Raw genomic sequence first — 16,129 nt, forward strand, 5'->3', positions numbered from 1 at the left:
ACGGCCATTTCTGAGTGTTCCAGACGTCAATAGAAGCTCACTTCCCTTTTGATACCTGATTAGCCGCCCGGAGTGCTTCATGCCTGATTACCGCTCGAAAACATCCACCCATGGCCGCAACATGGCCGGCGCCCGCGCACTGTGGCGTGCCACGGGGATGAAGGATGACGACTTCAAAAAGCCGATCATCGCCATTGCCAACTCCTTCACCCAGTTCGTACCGGGCCACGTCCACCTCAAGGACCTGGGCCAACTGGTCGCCCGCGAGATCGAACGCGCCGGCGGTGTAGCGAAAGAATTCAACACCATTGCCGTGGATGACGGCATCGCCATGGGTCACGACGGCATGCTCTATTCGCTGCCGAGCCGCGAGATCATCGCCGACTCCGTCGAATACATGGTTAACGCCCACTGCGCCGACGCGATCGTCTGCATCTCCAACTGCGACAAGATCACCCCTGGCATGTTGATGGCGTCCCTGCGCCTGAACATCCCGGTGATCTTCGTTTCCGGTGGCCCGATGGAAGCCGGCAAGACCAAGCTGGCCAGCCACGGCCTCGACCTCGTCGACGCCATGGTGATCGCCGCCGACTCCAGCGCTTCTGACGAGAAAGTCGCTGACTACGAGCGCAACGCCTGCCCGACCTGCGGTTCGTGCTCCGGCATGTTCACCGCCAACTCGATGAATTGCCTGGTCGAAGCCCTCGGCCTGGCATTGCCGGGCAACGGTTCGACCCTGGCCACCCACAGCGACCGCGAACAACTGTTCCTGCAGGCCGGCCGCACCATCGTCGAGCTGTGCAAGCGTTACTACGGCGAGAACGACGAGTCGGTGTTGCCGCGCAACATCGCCAACTTCAAGGCGTTCGAAAACGCTATGACCCTGGACATCGCCATGGGCGGTTCCACTAACACCATCCTGCACTTGCTGGCCGCGGCCCAGGAAGCCGAGATCGAGTTCGACCTGCGCGACATCGACCGTCTCTCCCGTCTCGTGCCGCAACTGTGCAAAGTTGCGCCGAACATCCAGAAGTACCACATGGAAGACGTGCACCGTGCCGGCGGGATCTTCAGCATCCTCGGCTCGCTGGCCCGTGGCGGCCTGCTGCACACTGACCTGCCGACCGTGCACAGCAAAACCCTGGCCGAAGGCATCGCCAAGTGGGACATCACCCAGACCAGCGACGAAGCGGTGCATCACTTCTTCAAGGCCGGCCCTGGGGGCATCCCGACGCAAACCGCGTTCAGCCAGTCGACCCGATGGGAGACCCTGGACGACGACCGTGAAAACGGCTGCATCCGCAGTGTCGAACACGCCTACTCGAAAGAAGGCGGCTTGGCCGTTCTCTACGGCAACATCGCGCTGGACGGCTGCGTGGTGAAAACCGCCGGCGTCGACGAGTCGATCCACGTCTTCGAAGGCAACGCAAAGATCTTCGAAAGCCAGGACAGCGCCGTACGCGGCATCCTCGCTGACGAAGTGAAGGCCGGCGACATCGTGATCATCCGTTACGAAGGCCCGAAAGGCGGCCCGGGCATGCAGGAAATGCTGTACCCGACGTCGTACCTGAAATCCAAAGGCCTGGGCAAAGATTGCGCCCTGCTCACCGACGGCCGTTTCTCCGGCGGCACTTCGGGCCTGTCCATCGGCCACGCTTCGCCAGAAGCGGCGGCGGGCGGCGCGATCGGTCTGGTGCAGGATGGCGACAAAGTGTTGATCGACATTCCGAACCGCTCGATCAACCTGTTGATCAGCGACGAAGAAATGGCTGGGCGCCGTGCCGAGCAAGATCAGAAAGGCTGGAAACCGGTGGAAAAACGTCCACGTAAAGTGACCACTGCACTGAAAGCCTACGCCCTGCTGGCGACCAGCGCCGACAAGGGTGCTGTGCGTAACAAGGCAATGCTCGACGGGCTGTAAGCGTCAGTCGCAGTAACAAAAATGCCCCGCCAAGTGCGGGGCTGATCGTTCCCACGCTCCTGCGTGGGAATGCCTCAAGGGACGCGGAGCGTCACGGGCTGCATTCCCACGCAGAGCGTGGGAGCGATCATCGAAGGGGTTACTGAATCTCTTCAGGCTTGACGATCACCCAGTTCTTGTCCGCCGTCACCGGCAACCCTTCCTTGGCCTGGGCCGCAGCGTGCTTGGCCATCATGCCGTTAATCTGGGTCATGTATTTGTCTTTGCGGTTGACCCACAAGTGGATGCCACCCTTGGCCACGTCTACGCTGTGGAACAGCATGAAACCATCGCTGGTCGGTGTATCGCCGCCGACCAGAACCGGTTTTTTCCACTCATCGATGTAGGTCAGAATCGCCGCGTGTTTGCCGGCCATCCAGGTCGCCGGAGTCCACAGGTACGGAGTCAGTTCGAGGCCGAGGTTAGCCTTCTCGTCATACTTGCCCGCGGTGATCTGTTTGCGCGCCGTGGTCAGCTCGCCGGTCTGGCGGTCCTTGAGTAGCATGGTCACGCCGATCACGTTCTGCGGTTTCACGTTGTAGCCGTACTTCGGATCGGCGGCGACCATCCGCACCAGTTCTTCGGAAGCGGCGGTCATCACGTAGACCTCGATGCCGTTCTCCATCAGCTTGTTGTAGAGCTCTTTCTGGCCGGTGAAGATTTTCGGCGGGTTGACGTCGAGGTTCTTGACCACGTCGCCTTCGTAGTAAGTCGCCGGCACCGGTTTACCGGACGCCATCAACTCATCGACGTAGCCTTTGAGTTCCTGGAGGGTGAAGCCGGAAAACACTTGGGCGACCCATGGGTAGCAAACCATGTCGTCGAGTTCGCAGAGGCGATAGTAGTAGCTGAACAGGCTTTCCTTGTGGTCGGCGGTGTCTTTGAAAGGCATCAGTTTCAGGGAAGGGTCGAGTTTCTCGCGGGTGATCAGGCCTTTGTTTTCCATGTACGGCAGCAACGACTCTTCGAGATCGTAGCGGTAACTGGTGTTGTCCATGTCGAACACCGCGTAGTTACCCTTGTTGGCGTTGGCGGCGATCATCGCGTCCAGCGCCTTGGCCTGATCGGCTGGCCAATGCTTCAAGTCCGTGGCGAATACCTGGCCGGCGAGGCTCAGGCCCAAACTCAATCCCAGTGCAGCAACCAGAAATTTCGGTGCGAGCTTCATCGGCATGCTTTCCTTATTAAAAGACCCTGATTCAAAGAGATCGACGCTAACAAATTAATGTGACAGTGCTCGCCTGCCCGCGACCGCTTGCGTCCCTATTGCGCCAGCTGCATCCCTGACAGCGACAGCTGCTTATTCCAAAAACGACAGTAATCAGATGTTTTGGATATTAATTCATTAGATATCAGCCTGTTACGCTCGCCGGTTCGCGGCTGCCCCGATCGTGATCCCGCTGGTGTTTTCCTCGATCCTCAGCGCCGTGGCCCACCGCACGCCGGTACTGACATTTGCCTTCACCAGCCGCTCCAGCGCCGCGACGATTCCGCTGAGCATCGAAGCGCAGACCAGCCGTTTGGGTATTCCACAGTCCATCGCCAGTTTCGCCGCGTCGTTCGGCGCGACCATTGGCCAGAATGGCTGTGCCGGTCTGTACCCGGCGATGCTGGCGGTGATGGTCGCGCCGACCGTGGGCATCAATCCGCTAGACCCGTTGTGGATTGCGACGTTGGTGGCGATTGTGACGCTGAGTTCGGCTGGTGTGGCCGGCGTCGGTGGTGGCGCGACGTTTGCCGCGTTGATCGTGCTGCCGGCAATGGGGTTGCCGGTGTCACTGGTGGCGTTGCTGATTTCGGTTGAGCCGCTGATCGACATGGGCCGTACGGCGCTGAACGTGAGTGGTTCGATTACGGCAGGGGCGATTACCAGCCAGATGATGCAGCAGACGGATAAAGAACTGCTGGATGCGGATGAGCATGCGCAGTTGGCTCACGCTTAAGTCTTTCAGCGACTGAGCGGGCCTCTTCGCGGGCAAGCCTCGCTCCTACGGGATTACTGTCGAGCGCAATTTTCGCAATCGACCCAATTCCTGTAGGAGCAAGGCTTGCCCGCGAAGCTTTTCAGGCCTTCTCCCAAACCTCGAAGTTGTACGCCGGCTTGTCATCCACAGCCGGATTCTCGGTGTTCGACACCAGTTTCCACGCCTTCAAATCAAACTCCGGAAACCACGCATCCCCGTCCGGGCTCAACGCCACGCGCGTCAAATACAACCGATCAGCTTGAGCCAACCCTTGGGCATACAACTGCGCCCCGCCAATCAGCATCAGCTCATCGACGCCCTGCTCGCTCGCCCATTCCTGCGCCCGAACCACCGCCGCTTCAAGCGACGGATAAACCTCCGCGCCTTCCAGTTGCAGATCCGCCTGACGGCTGACCACGATGTTCAACCGGCCCGGCAACGGGCGACCGAGGGAATCCCAGGTCTTGCGACCCATGATGATCGGCTTGCCGAGGGTGGTGGCCTTGAAGTATTTGAAGTCCCCCGGCAGGTGCCAGGGCATGCTGTTGTCGACGCCGATTACACGGTTTTCACCGAGGGCTGCAATCAGGCTGAGGGGGAGTGATTTAGTCATGCCGGCGAGGATACCAGAGCCTCCCGTACCCCGATAAGCGCCACAGCGGTTATGCTCACCGTTCAATTGAGCGACGGGATGGCGCGTGACTGAACTGACTACACTGCAAAACCTCTGGCTGACCGAGACGGTGCGCCTGCGTGAAGAACACGCCGGGCCCCTGGATGATCTGGAAGCCAACCGACTGGCCCGCAGCGCGGGCGGCGATCTGCCGACACGTATTGCGCGCCGCGCCCTGTGGCTGGCCGAACGCGATGGGCTGACCAGCGCCCTCAAACATTGGCTACAAGGTGCGCGGCTGGCACTGTTGGTGCTGGCTGTTCTCGCCGTCGCCAGCGGCGCCGGCCTGGCGTTTGCCGCGCTGGGCGACGGACAAACCCCGGTCAATGTGTTCTGGGCCTTGGGCAGTTTGCTCGGACTGAACCTGATTCTATTGCTGAGCTGGGCATTGGGCCTGGTCTTCGCCGGCGAACACGGCGCCACCCTCGGCCGCTTATGGTTATGGCTCAGCGAAAAGCTCGCTCGCGATGCCAAAGCCGCGCAACTGGCCCCGGCCCTACTGCTATTGCTGCAACGACAGAAACTCAATCGCTGGGCGGTCGGTGTGCTGGTCAACGGTTTGTGGTTGCTGGCGATGCTCAGCGCCCTGGTGATCCTGTTGATGCTGATGGCGACCCGGCGTTATGGCTTCGTCTGGGAAACCACCCTCCTCAGCGGCGACACCTTCGTCGTCATGACTCAAGCCCTTGGCGCCCTGCCGGCCGTGCTGGGTTTCAACGTACCGACCGTGGAAATGATCCGCGCCAGCGGCGACGCTGCATTGAACATTGAAAGCGCCCGGCAAGCCTGGGCCACGTGGCTGGTCGGCGTGTTGGTGGTCTACGGTGTTTTGCCACGGCTGTTGCTGGCGCTGTTTTGCCTGTGGCGCTGGAAAACCGGCCAGGCGGCATTGCACCTGGATTTGAACCTGCCCGGTTACACCCAGCTGCGCGAACGGCTGATGCCCACCAGCGAACGCCTGGGCATCAGCGACGCTGCGCCAGAGCAACTGCATCGTATTGAAAAGGGTGTCAGCGACCTGCCAAGCGATGGCGCGCTACTGGTGGCCATCGAGCTGGACGATCAACGCCCGTGGCCGCCGCCACTGCCGAAAACCGTGAGCAACGCCGGCATTCTCGACAGTCGCGAATCACGGCACAAACTCCTCGAACAGCTGAGCCGCTTCCCTCCTGCTCGTCTGGCCATCGCCTGCGATCCGCGACGCTCGCCGGACCGCGGCAGTCTGGCACTGATCGCCGAACTGGCGCGCAGCGCCAGCGCCACCCGCGTCTGGCTGCTGCAAGCACCGCCGGGCGAAGCGCTGGATGCCCAAAGGCTGGGTGACTGGCACGTGGCGCTGCAGCAGCTGGACTTGCCGTTTGCCGATTGCGCGCCGTTGAACTGGCTGGAGACCGGTCATGACTAATCCCTGGAAACCGCCCTTGAAGCTTGCGGTGGTCGGCCACACCAACGTCGGCAAAACCTCGTTGCTGCGCACCCTGACCCGCGATGTCGGTTTCGGGGAGGTGTCTCATCGCCCCAGCACCACACGACACGTCGAAGGCGCGCGATTGTCGGTGGACGGTGAGCCGTTGCTCGATCTCTACGACACCCCCGGTCTGGAAGACGCCATCGCTTTGCTCGACTACCTCGAGCGTCTGGAACGACCGGGTGAACGCCTCGACGGCCCGGCGCGTCTGGCGCGATTTCTTGAGGGCAGCGAAGCCCGGCAACGTTTCGAACAGGAAGCCAAGGTGCTGCGGCAACTGCTGACCTGCGACGCCGGTCTCTACGTGATCGACGCCCGGGAACCGGTGCTGGCCAAGTACCGCGACGAACTGGAAGTGTTGGCCAGCTGCGGCAAACCGCTGCTGCCGGTACTGAATTTCGTCAGCAGCGCCAACCACCGCGAACCGGATTGGCGTGAAGCGTTGGCACGCCTCGGTTTGCATGCGCTGGTGCGTTTCGACAGCGTCGCACCGCCGGAGGACGGCGAACGTCGGCTCTATGAAAGCCTCGCGCTGCTGCTGGCAAACGCCCGCCCACAACTGGAACGCCTGATCGCCGATCAGCAAGCCCAACGCCAGGCCCGGCAACAGAGTGCGGCGCGGCTGATTGCCGAATTATTGATCGATTGCGCCGCCTGCCGGCGCAGCGTGGTCAGTGAAGCCGAGCAAGAACAGCAGGCCATCAACGAACTGCGCAAAGCCGTTCGACAACGGGAACAACGCTGCGTCGAAGCGCTGCTCAAGCTCTACGCCTTCCGTCCACAGGATGCGGCGGCCAGTGATCTGCCGCTGCTTGATGGCCGCTGGGGTGACGACCTGTTCAACCCCGAAACCCTGAAACAGCTGGGCGTGCGAGTCGGTGGCGGTATCGCTGCCGGTGCGGCAGCCGGGGCCGGCGTCGACCTGTTGGTGGGCGGGCTGACCCTTGGCGTAGCAGCATTGGCCGGGGCCATTGCTGGCGGAGCTCTGCAAACCGCCCGCAGTTATGGCGGCCGGTTGCTGGGCAAGATCAAAGGCCAGCGGGAGCTGACCGTCGATGACAGCGTGCTGCGGCTATTGGCATTGCGTCAGCGGCAACTGCTGCAAGCGCTCAATGCGCGTGGGCATGCGGCGATGGACAGCATTCAGGTGGCCACGCCCCATGACAAAACCTGGCGCGAAGGCAAACTGCCCGAGCCACTGAACAAGGCGCGGGCGCATCCGCCGTGGTCATCGCTTAATCCTCATCCGAAGCTGAGCCAGGCAGAACGGCAGGAGCAGGTTGAGGCGTTGGCTGAGAAAGTGATTGAGTCTTAGCCCCCCTGTAGCAGCTGCCGAGCCTGCGAGGCTGCGTTCGGCGGCGGAGCCGTCGTAAAACCAGACAACGCAGTCTTTCAGGCAAACCGTGTACACAGGATTTGCGAGGACTTCGGTCGAGCGCGACCCCGGCTCGAACGCAGCCTCGCAGGCTCGGCAGCTGCTACAGGACCGCTACCTGCCGAGCTTCAAAAACTCCCGCGCCATCGAGGCGACTCGTCGCCGATCCGTGCGATCCGCCCGCCCGTCATTGTCCACATCCGAGCTCAATATCACTTCCAGTCCGCCATCATTATCAAGATCGTGAGCTGCTGCTTTGTAGTTAATCGTCGGCCCTTCATGAAAATGCAGGCGTACGGTTTCTGGCGTGCCGTCAGCGGATGGATTCTGCGAGAAGATTCGCAAGTGACGGTCCTCACCCTCCCCCCTGTTGTACCAGGCGCATTTCAAATACGTTTTGCTGAAAGACTTGAGCCGCTGTCGATCCGCCTCCGTCGCCTTGCGCTGCAACTGGTCATCTTCATAGAACTCAAAATAAACGGTATCCGCCGCCCCCTGACCGCTTCGATCCTGTGCAATCACTTTCAAATAACGCATCCGTGCGCTTCCTTGGGAAAAGCCCAGACTGGCCCAATACTGCAAGGCAATCCATCCACCGTTTCCCTATTGCCTGTGAGACAACTCAACGCGCCTCGCCGGACAAGACAATCGCGGCCTTGCGCTTCAACACCTCAAGATCCATCACCGGCACCCCCATCTCCTTCGCCAACTCATCCCACTGCCTCATCCGCAAACTGACCGCACACAACGGATCTTGCTCGAAGGCTTCAGCCTCGGATTCGGTCATCTCCCCACCCTGATATTCCAGGGTCCGGCGACTGGCTTCGCTCAATCTCTCGTAATACCCAGGCTCTTTGAGCGTCAGGTAACGCTTGGCCTGAACGTGGTATTCCACAAGCCGCGCCATGCGCTCGCTGAAACCGGCGCGGCGCAAATAGTCCGCGCCCAACCGCTCGTGACTGACCACGCCGAAGCCGCCCATGTTCTCGGCACTCTCGGCGCAGATATGTCCGATGTCGTGGAAGAACGCCGCCAGCACCACTTCATCATCGAAACCCTCGGCCATCGCCCGTTCGGCCGCCTGTGACATGTGCTCGATCTGCGACACCGGCTCGCCGATGTAATCGCTCTCGCCAAAGCGCTCGTACAGCGCGAACACCTCGGCGACCACTTGCTCATTGCGGTCCATCAACGCTCTCCCAACACCGTCGCGACGTTACGTTCAGCCATCGCCGGCCCGACGCTCATGCCGACACCCGTGTGCATCAGTGCCACGCTCACACCCGGCATCGGACGCAGGAACGAGAACGGCCCCGGTCCCCGAGAACCATAGACACCCTGCCAGCGTTCCACCACTTGCACCTTGCAACCCAGGGTGTGTTCCGCGAGCTCAATCATCCAATGGTCCACCTGCTCGGCATTGAACGGCGACGGATCGCGGCCGTAATGGTGGGAGTCGCCGATGATCAATTCACCGTGGGGCGTCGGGCTGATCAGCAGGTGAATGCCGTTTTCATGCAGATGCGGTTCCTCTCGCAGGATTTGCGCGTGCACCGCCGCCGCTTCCGGCAGATCGGCGAAGGCGCCGTAGTGCACGCAGCTCAAACCGGTGAGCAAAGCGTGTTGCAGGTTCAGGTTGATTTGCGGTCGGGCGCGAAGCATTTGCAGGCGACAGATTTGCGGATTGAGTTCGGCGATCGGCTCGGCCAGCAGTGTCTGATAATCGTGACCGGAACAGACGATGATCTGTTCGGCGCTGAAGGATCCGGCGGTGCTGTGCAGGCGACCCGGCTCGACGTCACGCACCAGGGTGGAGAAGTGAAACGCGACGCCAAGCTCGCGGCGCAGGTAGTCGATCAGCGCCGGAATCACTTCGCGCGAATACAACTGCTGATCGTCCATCCCGTGCAACGCCGCGCGATGATGGCTGAACTGACCGCCGTAGACATCGCGTAACGCCGCACCGCGCAGCAGGTCGACGCGGTAACCGTGTTCCACGGCGCGACCGGCGCAGAAGGCTTCCAGCAGGTGTTCTTCCGCTTCGGTGCGGGCAAACAGGTATGAGCCGTTGCGCTTGAGTTGCAGACCGGCGAGCTGCGCCCATTGGCCCCAGATCTCGCGGCTGGCCTTGGCCAGTTCGAGCATCGGGCCCGGTGGCTGGCCGGTGACCAGTGCCTGACCGAAGTTGCGTACCGAGGCGCCCAAAGGCGTTTCGCTGCGCTCGAAAACGGTGACCTTGAGACCGCGTTTGGCGGCGGCGTAGGCGTGGGACAGGCCTAAAATGCCAGCGCCGACGATCAGCATGTCGTTGTGTTGTGTCATGGAGTTTTGTCCTGAATTCGAAGCCGCCTTCGCGGGCAAGCCTCGCTCCTACAGGGGAACGCGTATCCCTGTAGATACTCTGTTCACGGTCAAGCTTTCGCGAGATGTTTTTCGCTAAAAAGCTTGGCCGTATCAAATTCTTCGCCGGAGCGCATGCAAGCCCATAAACCCGTCAGGTACTTGCGCATCACTGCTCCGATGGCTTGCATTTTCTTCTTGCCCCGGGCCACCAGAGCTTCGTAGAAGGCTTTCACGTTCTCATCGCAACGGATTGCCGTCATTGCCGGCATGAACATCGCTGCGCGTAAGTAGGCGTTGCCACATTTCGACATTCGGCCAGGGCGGTTCACACTTGTTCCTGACTGGGTCAATCTCACGTCCAGCCCCGCATAACGGCTCACCTGTGCCGATTTGAGCGTTACAGGTAGCGTCGTCAACTCAGCCAGTGCAGCAATCGCTGAAGCCTCTCCCACGCCGGGTGCCGCCATCATGCAGCGAAACTGCAAGGTCAGGTTCGGGCACTTGGCGATGGCATCAAGTGCGGCTTTCTTCAAACGATCAATCGGTGTGTCCAGCGCTGCAATCGCGTCTTTCTCATCTGCGATTAGCAACTCAATACTCGTATCTGTCGCTTGTAGCGCATGCAATTCGTTCTTGGCTCTGGTCCGATGGCCAATCAGTCGATTGATATGACGGCCAATCGCACGCAGCATCATTTGATCCGCCGTAGGCGGGACCCAAAGCCTGGGTGCCATGCGCTCGCCATATTCAGCCAGCAACTGCGCATCGATCTGGTCAGTCTTGCTGTTTTGCAACATCAACTTGGCAAAGTTGTGGAAGCTTTTTGGGTTGATCACCGAGACCGGTAAGCCCGCGGCATGCAACTCCAACGCAAGATCCAGGTAGTAAATACCGGTGGCCTCCATGACCACGCTCAGCGGTTTGAGGCCCATCATCTTATTCACCGCGGCCTTACGACCCTTGGGCGTGTGCTGAATGTCCCACTGGCCGACTGTTTTGCCGTTCTGCCGCCATCCCATGGCAGACGTTTTGGCACCAATGTCTATGCCGACATGAGTATTCATGCTTTTCACTTCCCTGACTTTAGGTAAGATTGCTTCCGGTTCCCCCGACCTCGAACTTCATGCCACTGCAACCTTGTAATGCGAAGTCCGACTTGTCGGCTTCTCGATACTCTTCGTGGTGGGCAATGAGGCGGGGGGGCCTCTCTACAGACAAGGTCAGGAGCAAATCCTGCCTTCAGGAGCGATCGGCCTCCCCCAGAAACGCACTTGCTGTTGAATGAATCCTTGAGCGTAACCTCTCTCGCTGGAGTCAGGGTCAACATACAAGGAGCGAGGCTTGCCCGCGAAGGGGCCCTCACAGCCGATGAAGAGCTTACTTGGCAACCACTTTCTCGGACTTGCCGTCATAGCGCTTGCGCCATTCGGTGAGGATTTCATCGCGATTCTTCGACGCCCAGGCGAAGTCGTTCTTGATCAAACGTTGCTCATAATCCGCCGGCAATTCGGTCTGCGGCTTGGCAATACCCGGCTGAGCGAGCACGGCGAAGTTCTCTTTGTAAAGCTCCATCGCCGCCGGACTGGCGGAGAAGTCAGCCAGTTTCTTCGCAGCCTCTTCATGCGGTGTGCCCTTGATCACGGCGGTGGCTTCGATCTCCCAGCCCAAACCTTCTTTCGGCAGGATGATGTCCAGCGGCGCGCCTTGGCGTTTCAGCTGAACGGCGGGGTATTCGAAGGAAATACCGATCGGGAATTCACCGGCCGCCGCCAATTTGCACGGCTTGGAACCGGAGTGAACGTACTGGCCGATGTTCTGGTGCAGGTCGTCCATGTACTGCCAGCCCTGCTTCTCGCCGAAGGTTTGCAGCCAGGCGCTGACGTCGAGGAAACCGGTGCCGGACGAGGCCGGGTTCGGCATGACGATCTTGCCTTTGTACTCAGGCTTGGTCAGGTCCTGCCAGCTCACGGGTTTGCTCAAACCCTGCTTCTCGGCCTCAACCGTGTTGAAGCAAATGGTCGCGGCCCAGACGTCCATGCCGACCCAGGCTGGCGGGTTAGCAGCATCGCGGTAGTTGCCGCCGATCTTGCCCAGGTCCTTCGGCGCATAGCTTTGCAGCATGCCTTGCTGATCGAGGATCGCCAGGCTCGAGGCCGCCAGGCCCCAGACTGCGTCAGCCTGCGGACGGGCTTTTTCGGCCAGCAACTTAGCGGTGATGATGCCGGTGGAATCGCGCACCCACTTGATCTCGACGTCCGGGTTGGCCTTTTCGAAGGCTTCTTTGTAGGTCTTCAGTTGTTCGGCTTCGAGGGCGGTGTACACCGTCAACTCGGTTTTCGCAGCGTAAGCGTTCAGGCTGAAAGCGGTGAGAACAGCAGCGGCCAGGGCCAGGGGCTTGAACATGTCGTTTTACCTTTTGTTTACCGGACGTTGAGTTGAGGGTGTGAATCAGTGACCGGGCGCGGTCTGCCGCCAGGCCTGGGAGCGGCGCAGCAACCCGCGCGAAGCCCAGGCCAGCAGCAGGGACACGCCCGCCGAGGTGAACAGAATCAGGGTCGACATCGCCGCCGCGCCGCCGACATTGCCGGCGTCGTCCATGTTCAGCACCGCCACTGCCGCGAGGAGGGTGTCGGGGCTGTAGAGGAAGATCGCCGCCGAGACGGTGGTCATGGCCGAGACGAACAGGTAGCGCACGATGTCCAGCAGCGCCGGCAGGCAAATCGGCACGGTGACGCGAAGGTAATGCCGATACAGCGGCGCCTTGAGCGACAACGCGGCAGCTTCGAACTCAGCATCGAGCTGACGCAGCGCGGTGGTGGCGGTCATTTGCGCGGTGGTCAAATAGTGCGCAATGGTGCAAACCACCAGCAGAGTCATGGTTCCGTAGAGCACATGCAGCGGGTTGCCGGTAAGGTTGAAGAAGAAAACGTAACCCAAGCCCAGCACCAGACCCGGCACCGCCATCGGTATGAAACTGAGCATGCGCAGGATCAGATTCAGTCCGCGCTGGCCCTTGGTTTTTTCCATCAGGTACGCGCCGGTGAAGATCAGCACGCTGCCGATCAACGCCGTGCACAGGGCCATCTTCACGCTGTTGCCATAGGCCAGCCAGCCGCCACCCGCCGTGTCGTTGAACTGGTAATGGTTGAGTGACAGCGACAGGTTGTACGGCCAGAATTTCACCAGCGACGAGTACACCGCCATGCCGAACACCAGCAGCAACACCGCGCAGATCAGCAACACGATCGTCAGGTAGCAGCCGTCCCGCAGTTTCGACGGCACCGGTTGAAAGACCTGCGCCCTACCGCTCATGGAATCGCCGTGACGCCGACGCAACCAGGCATCGACACCGAAGCTGAACAGCGCCGGCAGCAGCAGGACCATGCCGATCAACGCGCCGCGACCGAATTGTTGTTGGCCGACCACGGCTTTGTAGGCTTCCAGCGCCAGCACCTGATAATCGCCACCGACCACCACGGGCACGCCGAAGTCGGTGATGGTCAGGGTGAACACCAGACAGAACGCCGCGAACACCGCCTGACGCGTCGCCGGCCAGGTGATGCTACGGAAAGCTTTCGCCGGACTGGCGCCCATGCTGGAGGCCGCATCGAAGAGCCGCGCATCCGCCAGGGAAAGCGCCGACAGCAAAATCATCAAAGCGTGTGGGAAGGTGTAGATGACCTCGCCCAGAACAATGCCCCAGAAGCCGTAGATATTGTCCGAGAGCAAACCGCGCAGCATGCCCTGGTTGCCGAACAGATAGACCAGCGCAATCCCCGGCAACATCGATGGCGCCATCAGCGGCAACAACGACATGCCGCGCCAGATAGCTTTGCCAGGAATCAACGTGCGTTGCAGCGCGTAGGCAAACAGGTAAGCCAGCGGAACGACAATGGCCGCAACGCTGAGGGAAACTTTCAGGCTATTGCCGAGCAACCAGTGGAAATTCGCGCTGGTCACCAATTCACGGGCGGCCACCAGACCGCCGCCCTGCCCGGCTTCCGAACTGAAACCGCGCCAGAAGATCGCCAGCAACGGCATCAACACCGCAACGCCGAGCAACACCAGCAACAGGACTTTGCCGCCGACCACGAACACCCGGTCGCCGATCTCGGCACGGGAGGTCTGCCGAACCTGCTTGTGCGGTATCGGCAGCGCGAGGTTCGCGCTCATCAGGCAAACACCTGCAAGCTGCGCGGAGGCAAGGCGACCATGATCTGCTGCGCGCCAAGGCGCGGCATGGCTTCTGGCGCCAGTTCCGCGAGTAATGCGTGGCCCGGCAGTTGATCGAGCTCGAAGCTCATGCGGCAACGGTTGCCGAGGAAGGTGATCTCGCGAACCTTGGCCGGAAACAGGTTTTCTTCATGCACCGGCGGGTTGACGTTGATCGCTTCCGGACGGCAGAACAGACGACCCGATGCGGCGTTGCCCGAATCGGCGGCCAGGCGCATGTTCATCCCGCCGACCTGAGCGTGGCTGTCGCTGCTGCGGCGGAACGGCAGCCAATTGCCCTGGCCGACGAACTCGGCCACAAACGGTGTTGCCGGACGGTCGTAGATTTCCTGCGGCGTGGCGTACTGCTCAACCTTGCCGTTATTCATCACGGCGATGCGGTCGGCCATCAGCATGGCTTCGTCCTGATTGTGGGTGACCATCAGGGTGGTAACGCCAAGGTTGCGCTGCAGTTGGCGCAGTTCGGTGCACAGATGCTCGCGGACCCGGGCGTCGAGGGCCGACATCGGTTCGTCGAGCAGCAGCAACGAAGGTGCCGGCGCCAATGCCCGAGCCAGCGCGACACGCTGCTGTTGGCCGCCAGACAATTGGCCGGGGTATTTTTTCTCACTGCCGATCAGGCCGACCAGTTCCAGCATCTGACCGACGCGCTGGCGCACTTCTTCGCGACCAGTGCCAGCGAGGCCGTAGGCGATGTTCGCTTCGACAGTGAGATTGGGGAACAGCGCGTAGGACTGAAACAGAATGCCGTAGTCCCGAGCCTGAGGTGCCAGGTGGGAAACGTCGCGATCACCGAGGTACAACTCGCCGCTGTCCTGCTTCTCAAGACCGGCGATGCAGCGCAATAAGGTGGTTTTGCCGCAGCCCGACGGACCGAGCAAACACACCAGTTCACCGGCCGCCACGTCGAGGGAAACGTTATCCAGCGCGGTGAACGCGCCGAAGCGTTTCTGCACGCCGCGCACTTTCATCGGGGCGCCGGGGTTGGTCAGGGCAGTTGCGATCGAGTGGTTCATGGACAGGCCTCATCAAGCAGATGAAGGCCATCCTAGATTTGTAATGCGTCCGTGATGTGGCAGTGAGGCAAAAACGGCTGATAGTGGTATTCAAGGATTTGGGTTCATGTTCAAGAGGTGCGCTGCCTGAGCTGGCGCCTTCGCGGGCAAGCCTCGCTCCTACAGTTTTATCGCATTCCCCCGTAGGAGCGAGGCTTGCCCGCGAAGAGGCCGGCACAGTCACCGCAGGACCTAAGCAGGGGCCATTTCCTGCGCCAACCCCAGAAACGCCGCCGGCAGCCGCGCGCCTTTTCGTTCCTTGAGGCAGTACAAATACTCCGGAATCTGCGGCGCATTCTCGATGGTCAGCACGCGCAATTGCGGATCATGCGGCACTTCCTGCCGGGCAATAATGCTGATACCGATGTTGCGCAGCACCGCCTCACGGATCGACTCACGGCTGCCAATCTCCAGCAACGGCCCGAAACTCACCCCGGCACTGGCCAACAATTCTTCCGTCAAACGCCGAGTGGTCGAGCCCGACTCACGCATCAGCAAGGTATGCCCGGCCAACGCACTGAGCGGCACAGGGTCGTGGACCGCCAGCGGATGATTGCGATGCACCGCCAGCACCAGCGGATCGCTGCCGAGTACGCGGCGGATCAGCCGCGCATCGTCGAGCAACTGCGACGACGCCGCGATGTCCACACGGTACTCCTCGAGCGCCTCCAGCACTTGCTGTGAGTTGCCGATTTCTACCGATACCTCTACGTGCGGCAAGCGCTCGCGAAAAGTCTTCACCAGATCGAGGATGTAATAAGGCGCCGTGGCCGCAATGCGCAACGTGCCCTGGACCTGACCGCTGTTACGCAGGAAAAACTCGATGTCGGCTTCCTGCTGCAACAGCGCCTTGACCATCGGCAGCAACCGCGCGCCGTCATCGCTGACGCTGAGGCGACGGCCGCCACGGTAGAACAACTCAACCGAGTACTGACTCTCCAGATGCCGAATCTGGGTCGTCACCGTGGGTTGGCTCAGGCCGAGTTTTTTCGCCGCCAGGGTAATGCTGCCCAAGCGGGCCACCATGTAAAACGCCTTCAGCTCGGCACTCAGCACAC

General features: G+C 60.9%; 13 protein-coding genes and 1 pseudogene. 4 read left to right on the forward strand and 10 right to left on the reverse strand.

The features are described from left to right. Nucleotides 1-79: 79 nt before the first annotated feature. Entirely contained in the window at nt 80-1,921 is a 1,842-nt protein-coding gene (gene ilvD, locus ACYZT3_RS28060; RefSeq protein ID WP_282381584.1) for a dihydroxy-acid dehydratase, read from the forward strand. Between the two features lie 139 nt (nt 1,922-2,060). Here the strand turns inward: ilvD and ACYZT3_RS28065 are convergent, their stop codons facing one another. Continuing rightward, a complete protein-coding gene (locus tag ACYZT3_RS28065) occupies nt 2,061-3,128 on the reverse strand; it encodes an HAD family hydrolase (RefSeq protein WP_282381665.1) in 1,068 nt (355 codons plus the stop codon). A gap of 274 nt (nt 3,129-3,402) precedes the next feature. On the opposite strand from ACYZT3_RS28065, the pseudogene ACYZT3_RS28070 reads away from it, so the two are divergent. Next, a pseudogene (locus tag ACYZT3_RS28070) lies at nt 3,403-3,903 on the forward strand (cation:dicarboxylate symporter family transporter); the annotation flags it as partial. A gap of 121 nt (nt 3,904-4,024) precedes the next feature. Here ACYZT3_RS28070 and ACYZT3_RS28075 read toward each other — a convergent pair. After that, nucleotides 4,025-4,537, reverse strand: a complete 513-nt coding sequence (locus tag ACYZT3_RS28075; RefSeq protein ID WP_282381586.1) for a dihydrofolate reductase — start codon at nt 4,535-4,537, stop codon at nt 4,025-4,027. A gap of 85 nt (nt 4,538-4,622) precedes the next feature. On the opposite strand from ACYZT3_RS28075, the gene ACYZT3_RS28080 reads away from it, so the two are divergent. Together ACYZT3_RS28080 and ACYZT3_RS28085 are read left to right on the forward strand one after the other, a co-directional pair. Further along, complete coding sequence (locus ACYZT3_RS28080; RefSeq protein ID WP_462031187.1) at nt 4,623-6,002, forward strand: DUF2868 domain-containing protein; 1,380 nt, start codon at nt 4,623-4,625, stop codon at nt 6,000-6,002. Beyond that, nucleotides 5,995-7,380: a GTPase/DUF3482 domain-containing protein gene (locus tag ACYZT3_RS28085; RefSeq protein ID WP_282381590.1), complete on the forward strand. Its 1,386-nt coding sequence runs from the start codon at nt 5,995-5,997 to the stop codon at nt 7,378-7,380. Before ACYZT3_RS28080 ends, ACYZT3_RS28085 begins: the two co-directional genes overlap by 8 nt. 174 nt (nt 7,381-7,554) lie before the next feature. On the opposite strand, the gene ACYZT3_RS28090 is transcribed toward ACYZT3_RS28085, so the two are convergent. The 8 genes from ACYZT3_RS28090 to ACYZT3_RS28125 form a co-directional block, all read right to left on the reverse strand. Next, a complete protein-coding gene (locus ACYZT3_RS28090) occupies nt 7,555-7,977 on the reverse strand; it encodes a hypothetical protein (RefSeq protein WP_449646096.1) in 423 nt (140 codons plus the stop codon). Between the two features lie 85 nt (nt 7,978-8,062). Next, entirely contained in the window at nt 8,063-8,629 is a 567-nt protein-coding gene (locus tag ACYZT3_RS28095; RefSeq protein WP_282381593.1) for a phosphonate degradation HD-domain oxygenase, read from the reverse strand. Beyond that, nucleotides 8,629-9,762 carry a TIGR03364 family FAD-dependent oxidoreductase gene (locus ACYZT3_RS28100; protein ID WP_462031188.1) on the reverse strand — a complete coding sequence of 378 codons (1,134 nt, stop codon included), beginning with the start codon at nt 9,760-9,762 and terminating at the stop codon, nt 8,629-8,631. Before ACYZT3_RS28100 ends, ACYZT3_RS28095 begins: the two co-directional genes overlap by 1 nt. Nucleotides 9,763-9,851: 89 nt before the next feature. Beyond that, nucleotides 9,852-10,847 (reverse strand): IS110 family RNA-guided transposase, encoded by a 996-nt coding sequence (locus ACYZT3_RS28105; protein ID WP_462031189.1) that lies wholly within the window; start codon nt 10,845-10,847, stop codon nt 9,852-9,854. Between the two features lie 313 nt (nt 10,848-11,160). Next, entirely contained in the window at nt 11,161-12,186 is a 1,026-nt protein-coding gene (locus ACYZT3_RS28110) for a putative 2-aminoethylphosphonate ABC transporter substrate-binding protein (RefSeq protein ID WP_282381597.1), read from the reverse strand. A 45-nt stretch (nt 12,187-12,231) separates the two neighbouring features. Next, on the reverse strand, nt 12,232-13,956 hold the full coding sequence (locus ACYZT3_RS28115) for a putative 2-aminoethylphosphonate ABC transporter permease subunit (protein ID WP_282381599.1): 1,725 nt from the start codon (nt 13,954-13,956) through the stop codon (nt 12,232-12,234). After that, the gene (locus ACYZT3_RS28120) at nt 13,956-15,032 is read right to left on the reverse strand and encodes a putative 2-aminoethylphosphonate ABC transporter ATP-binding protein (RefSeq protein WP_282381601.1); all 1,077 of its coding nucleotides are present in this window, start codon (nt 15,030-15,032) and stop codon (nt 13,956-13,958) included. Before ACYZT3_RS28120 ends, ACYZT3_RS28115 begins: the two co-directional genes overlap by 1 nt. A gap of 231 nt (nt 15,033-15,263) precedes the next feature. Continuing rightward, nucleotides 15,264-16,127 (reverse strand): LysR family transcriptional regulator, encoded by an 864-nt coding sequence (locus tag ACYZT3_RS28125; RefSeq protein ID WP_282381604.1) that lies wholly within the window; start codon nt 16,125-16,127, stop codon nt 15,264-15,266. Nucleotides 16,128-16,129 lie beyond the last annotated feature (2 nt).

The sequence above is a fragment of the Pseudomonas sp. MDT1-16 genome, from assembly GCF_054898115.1.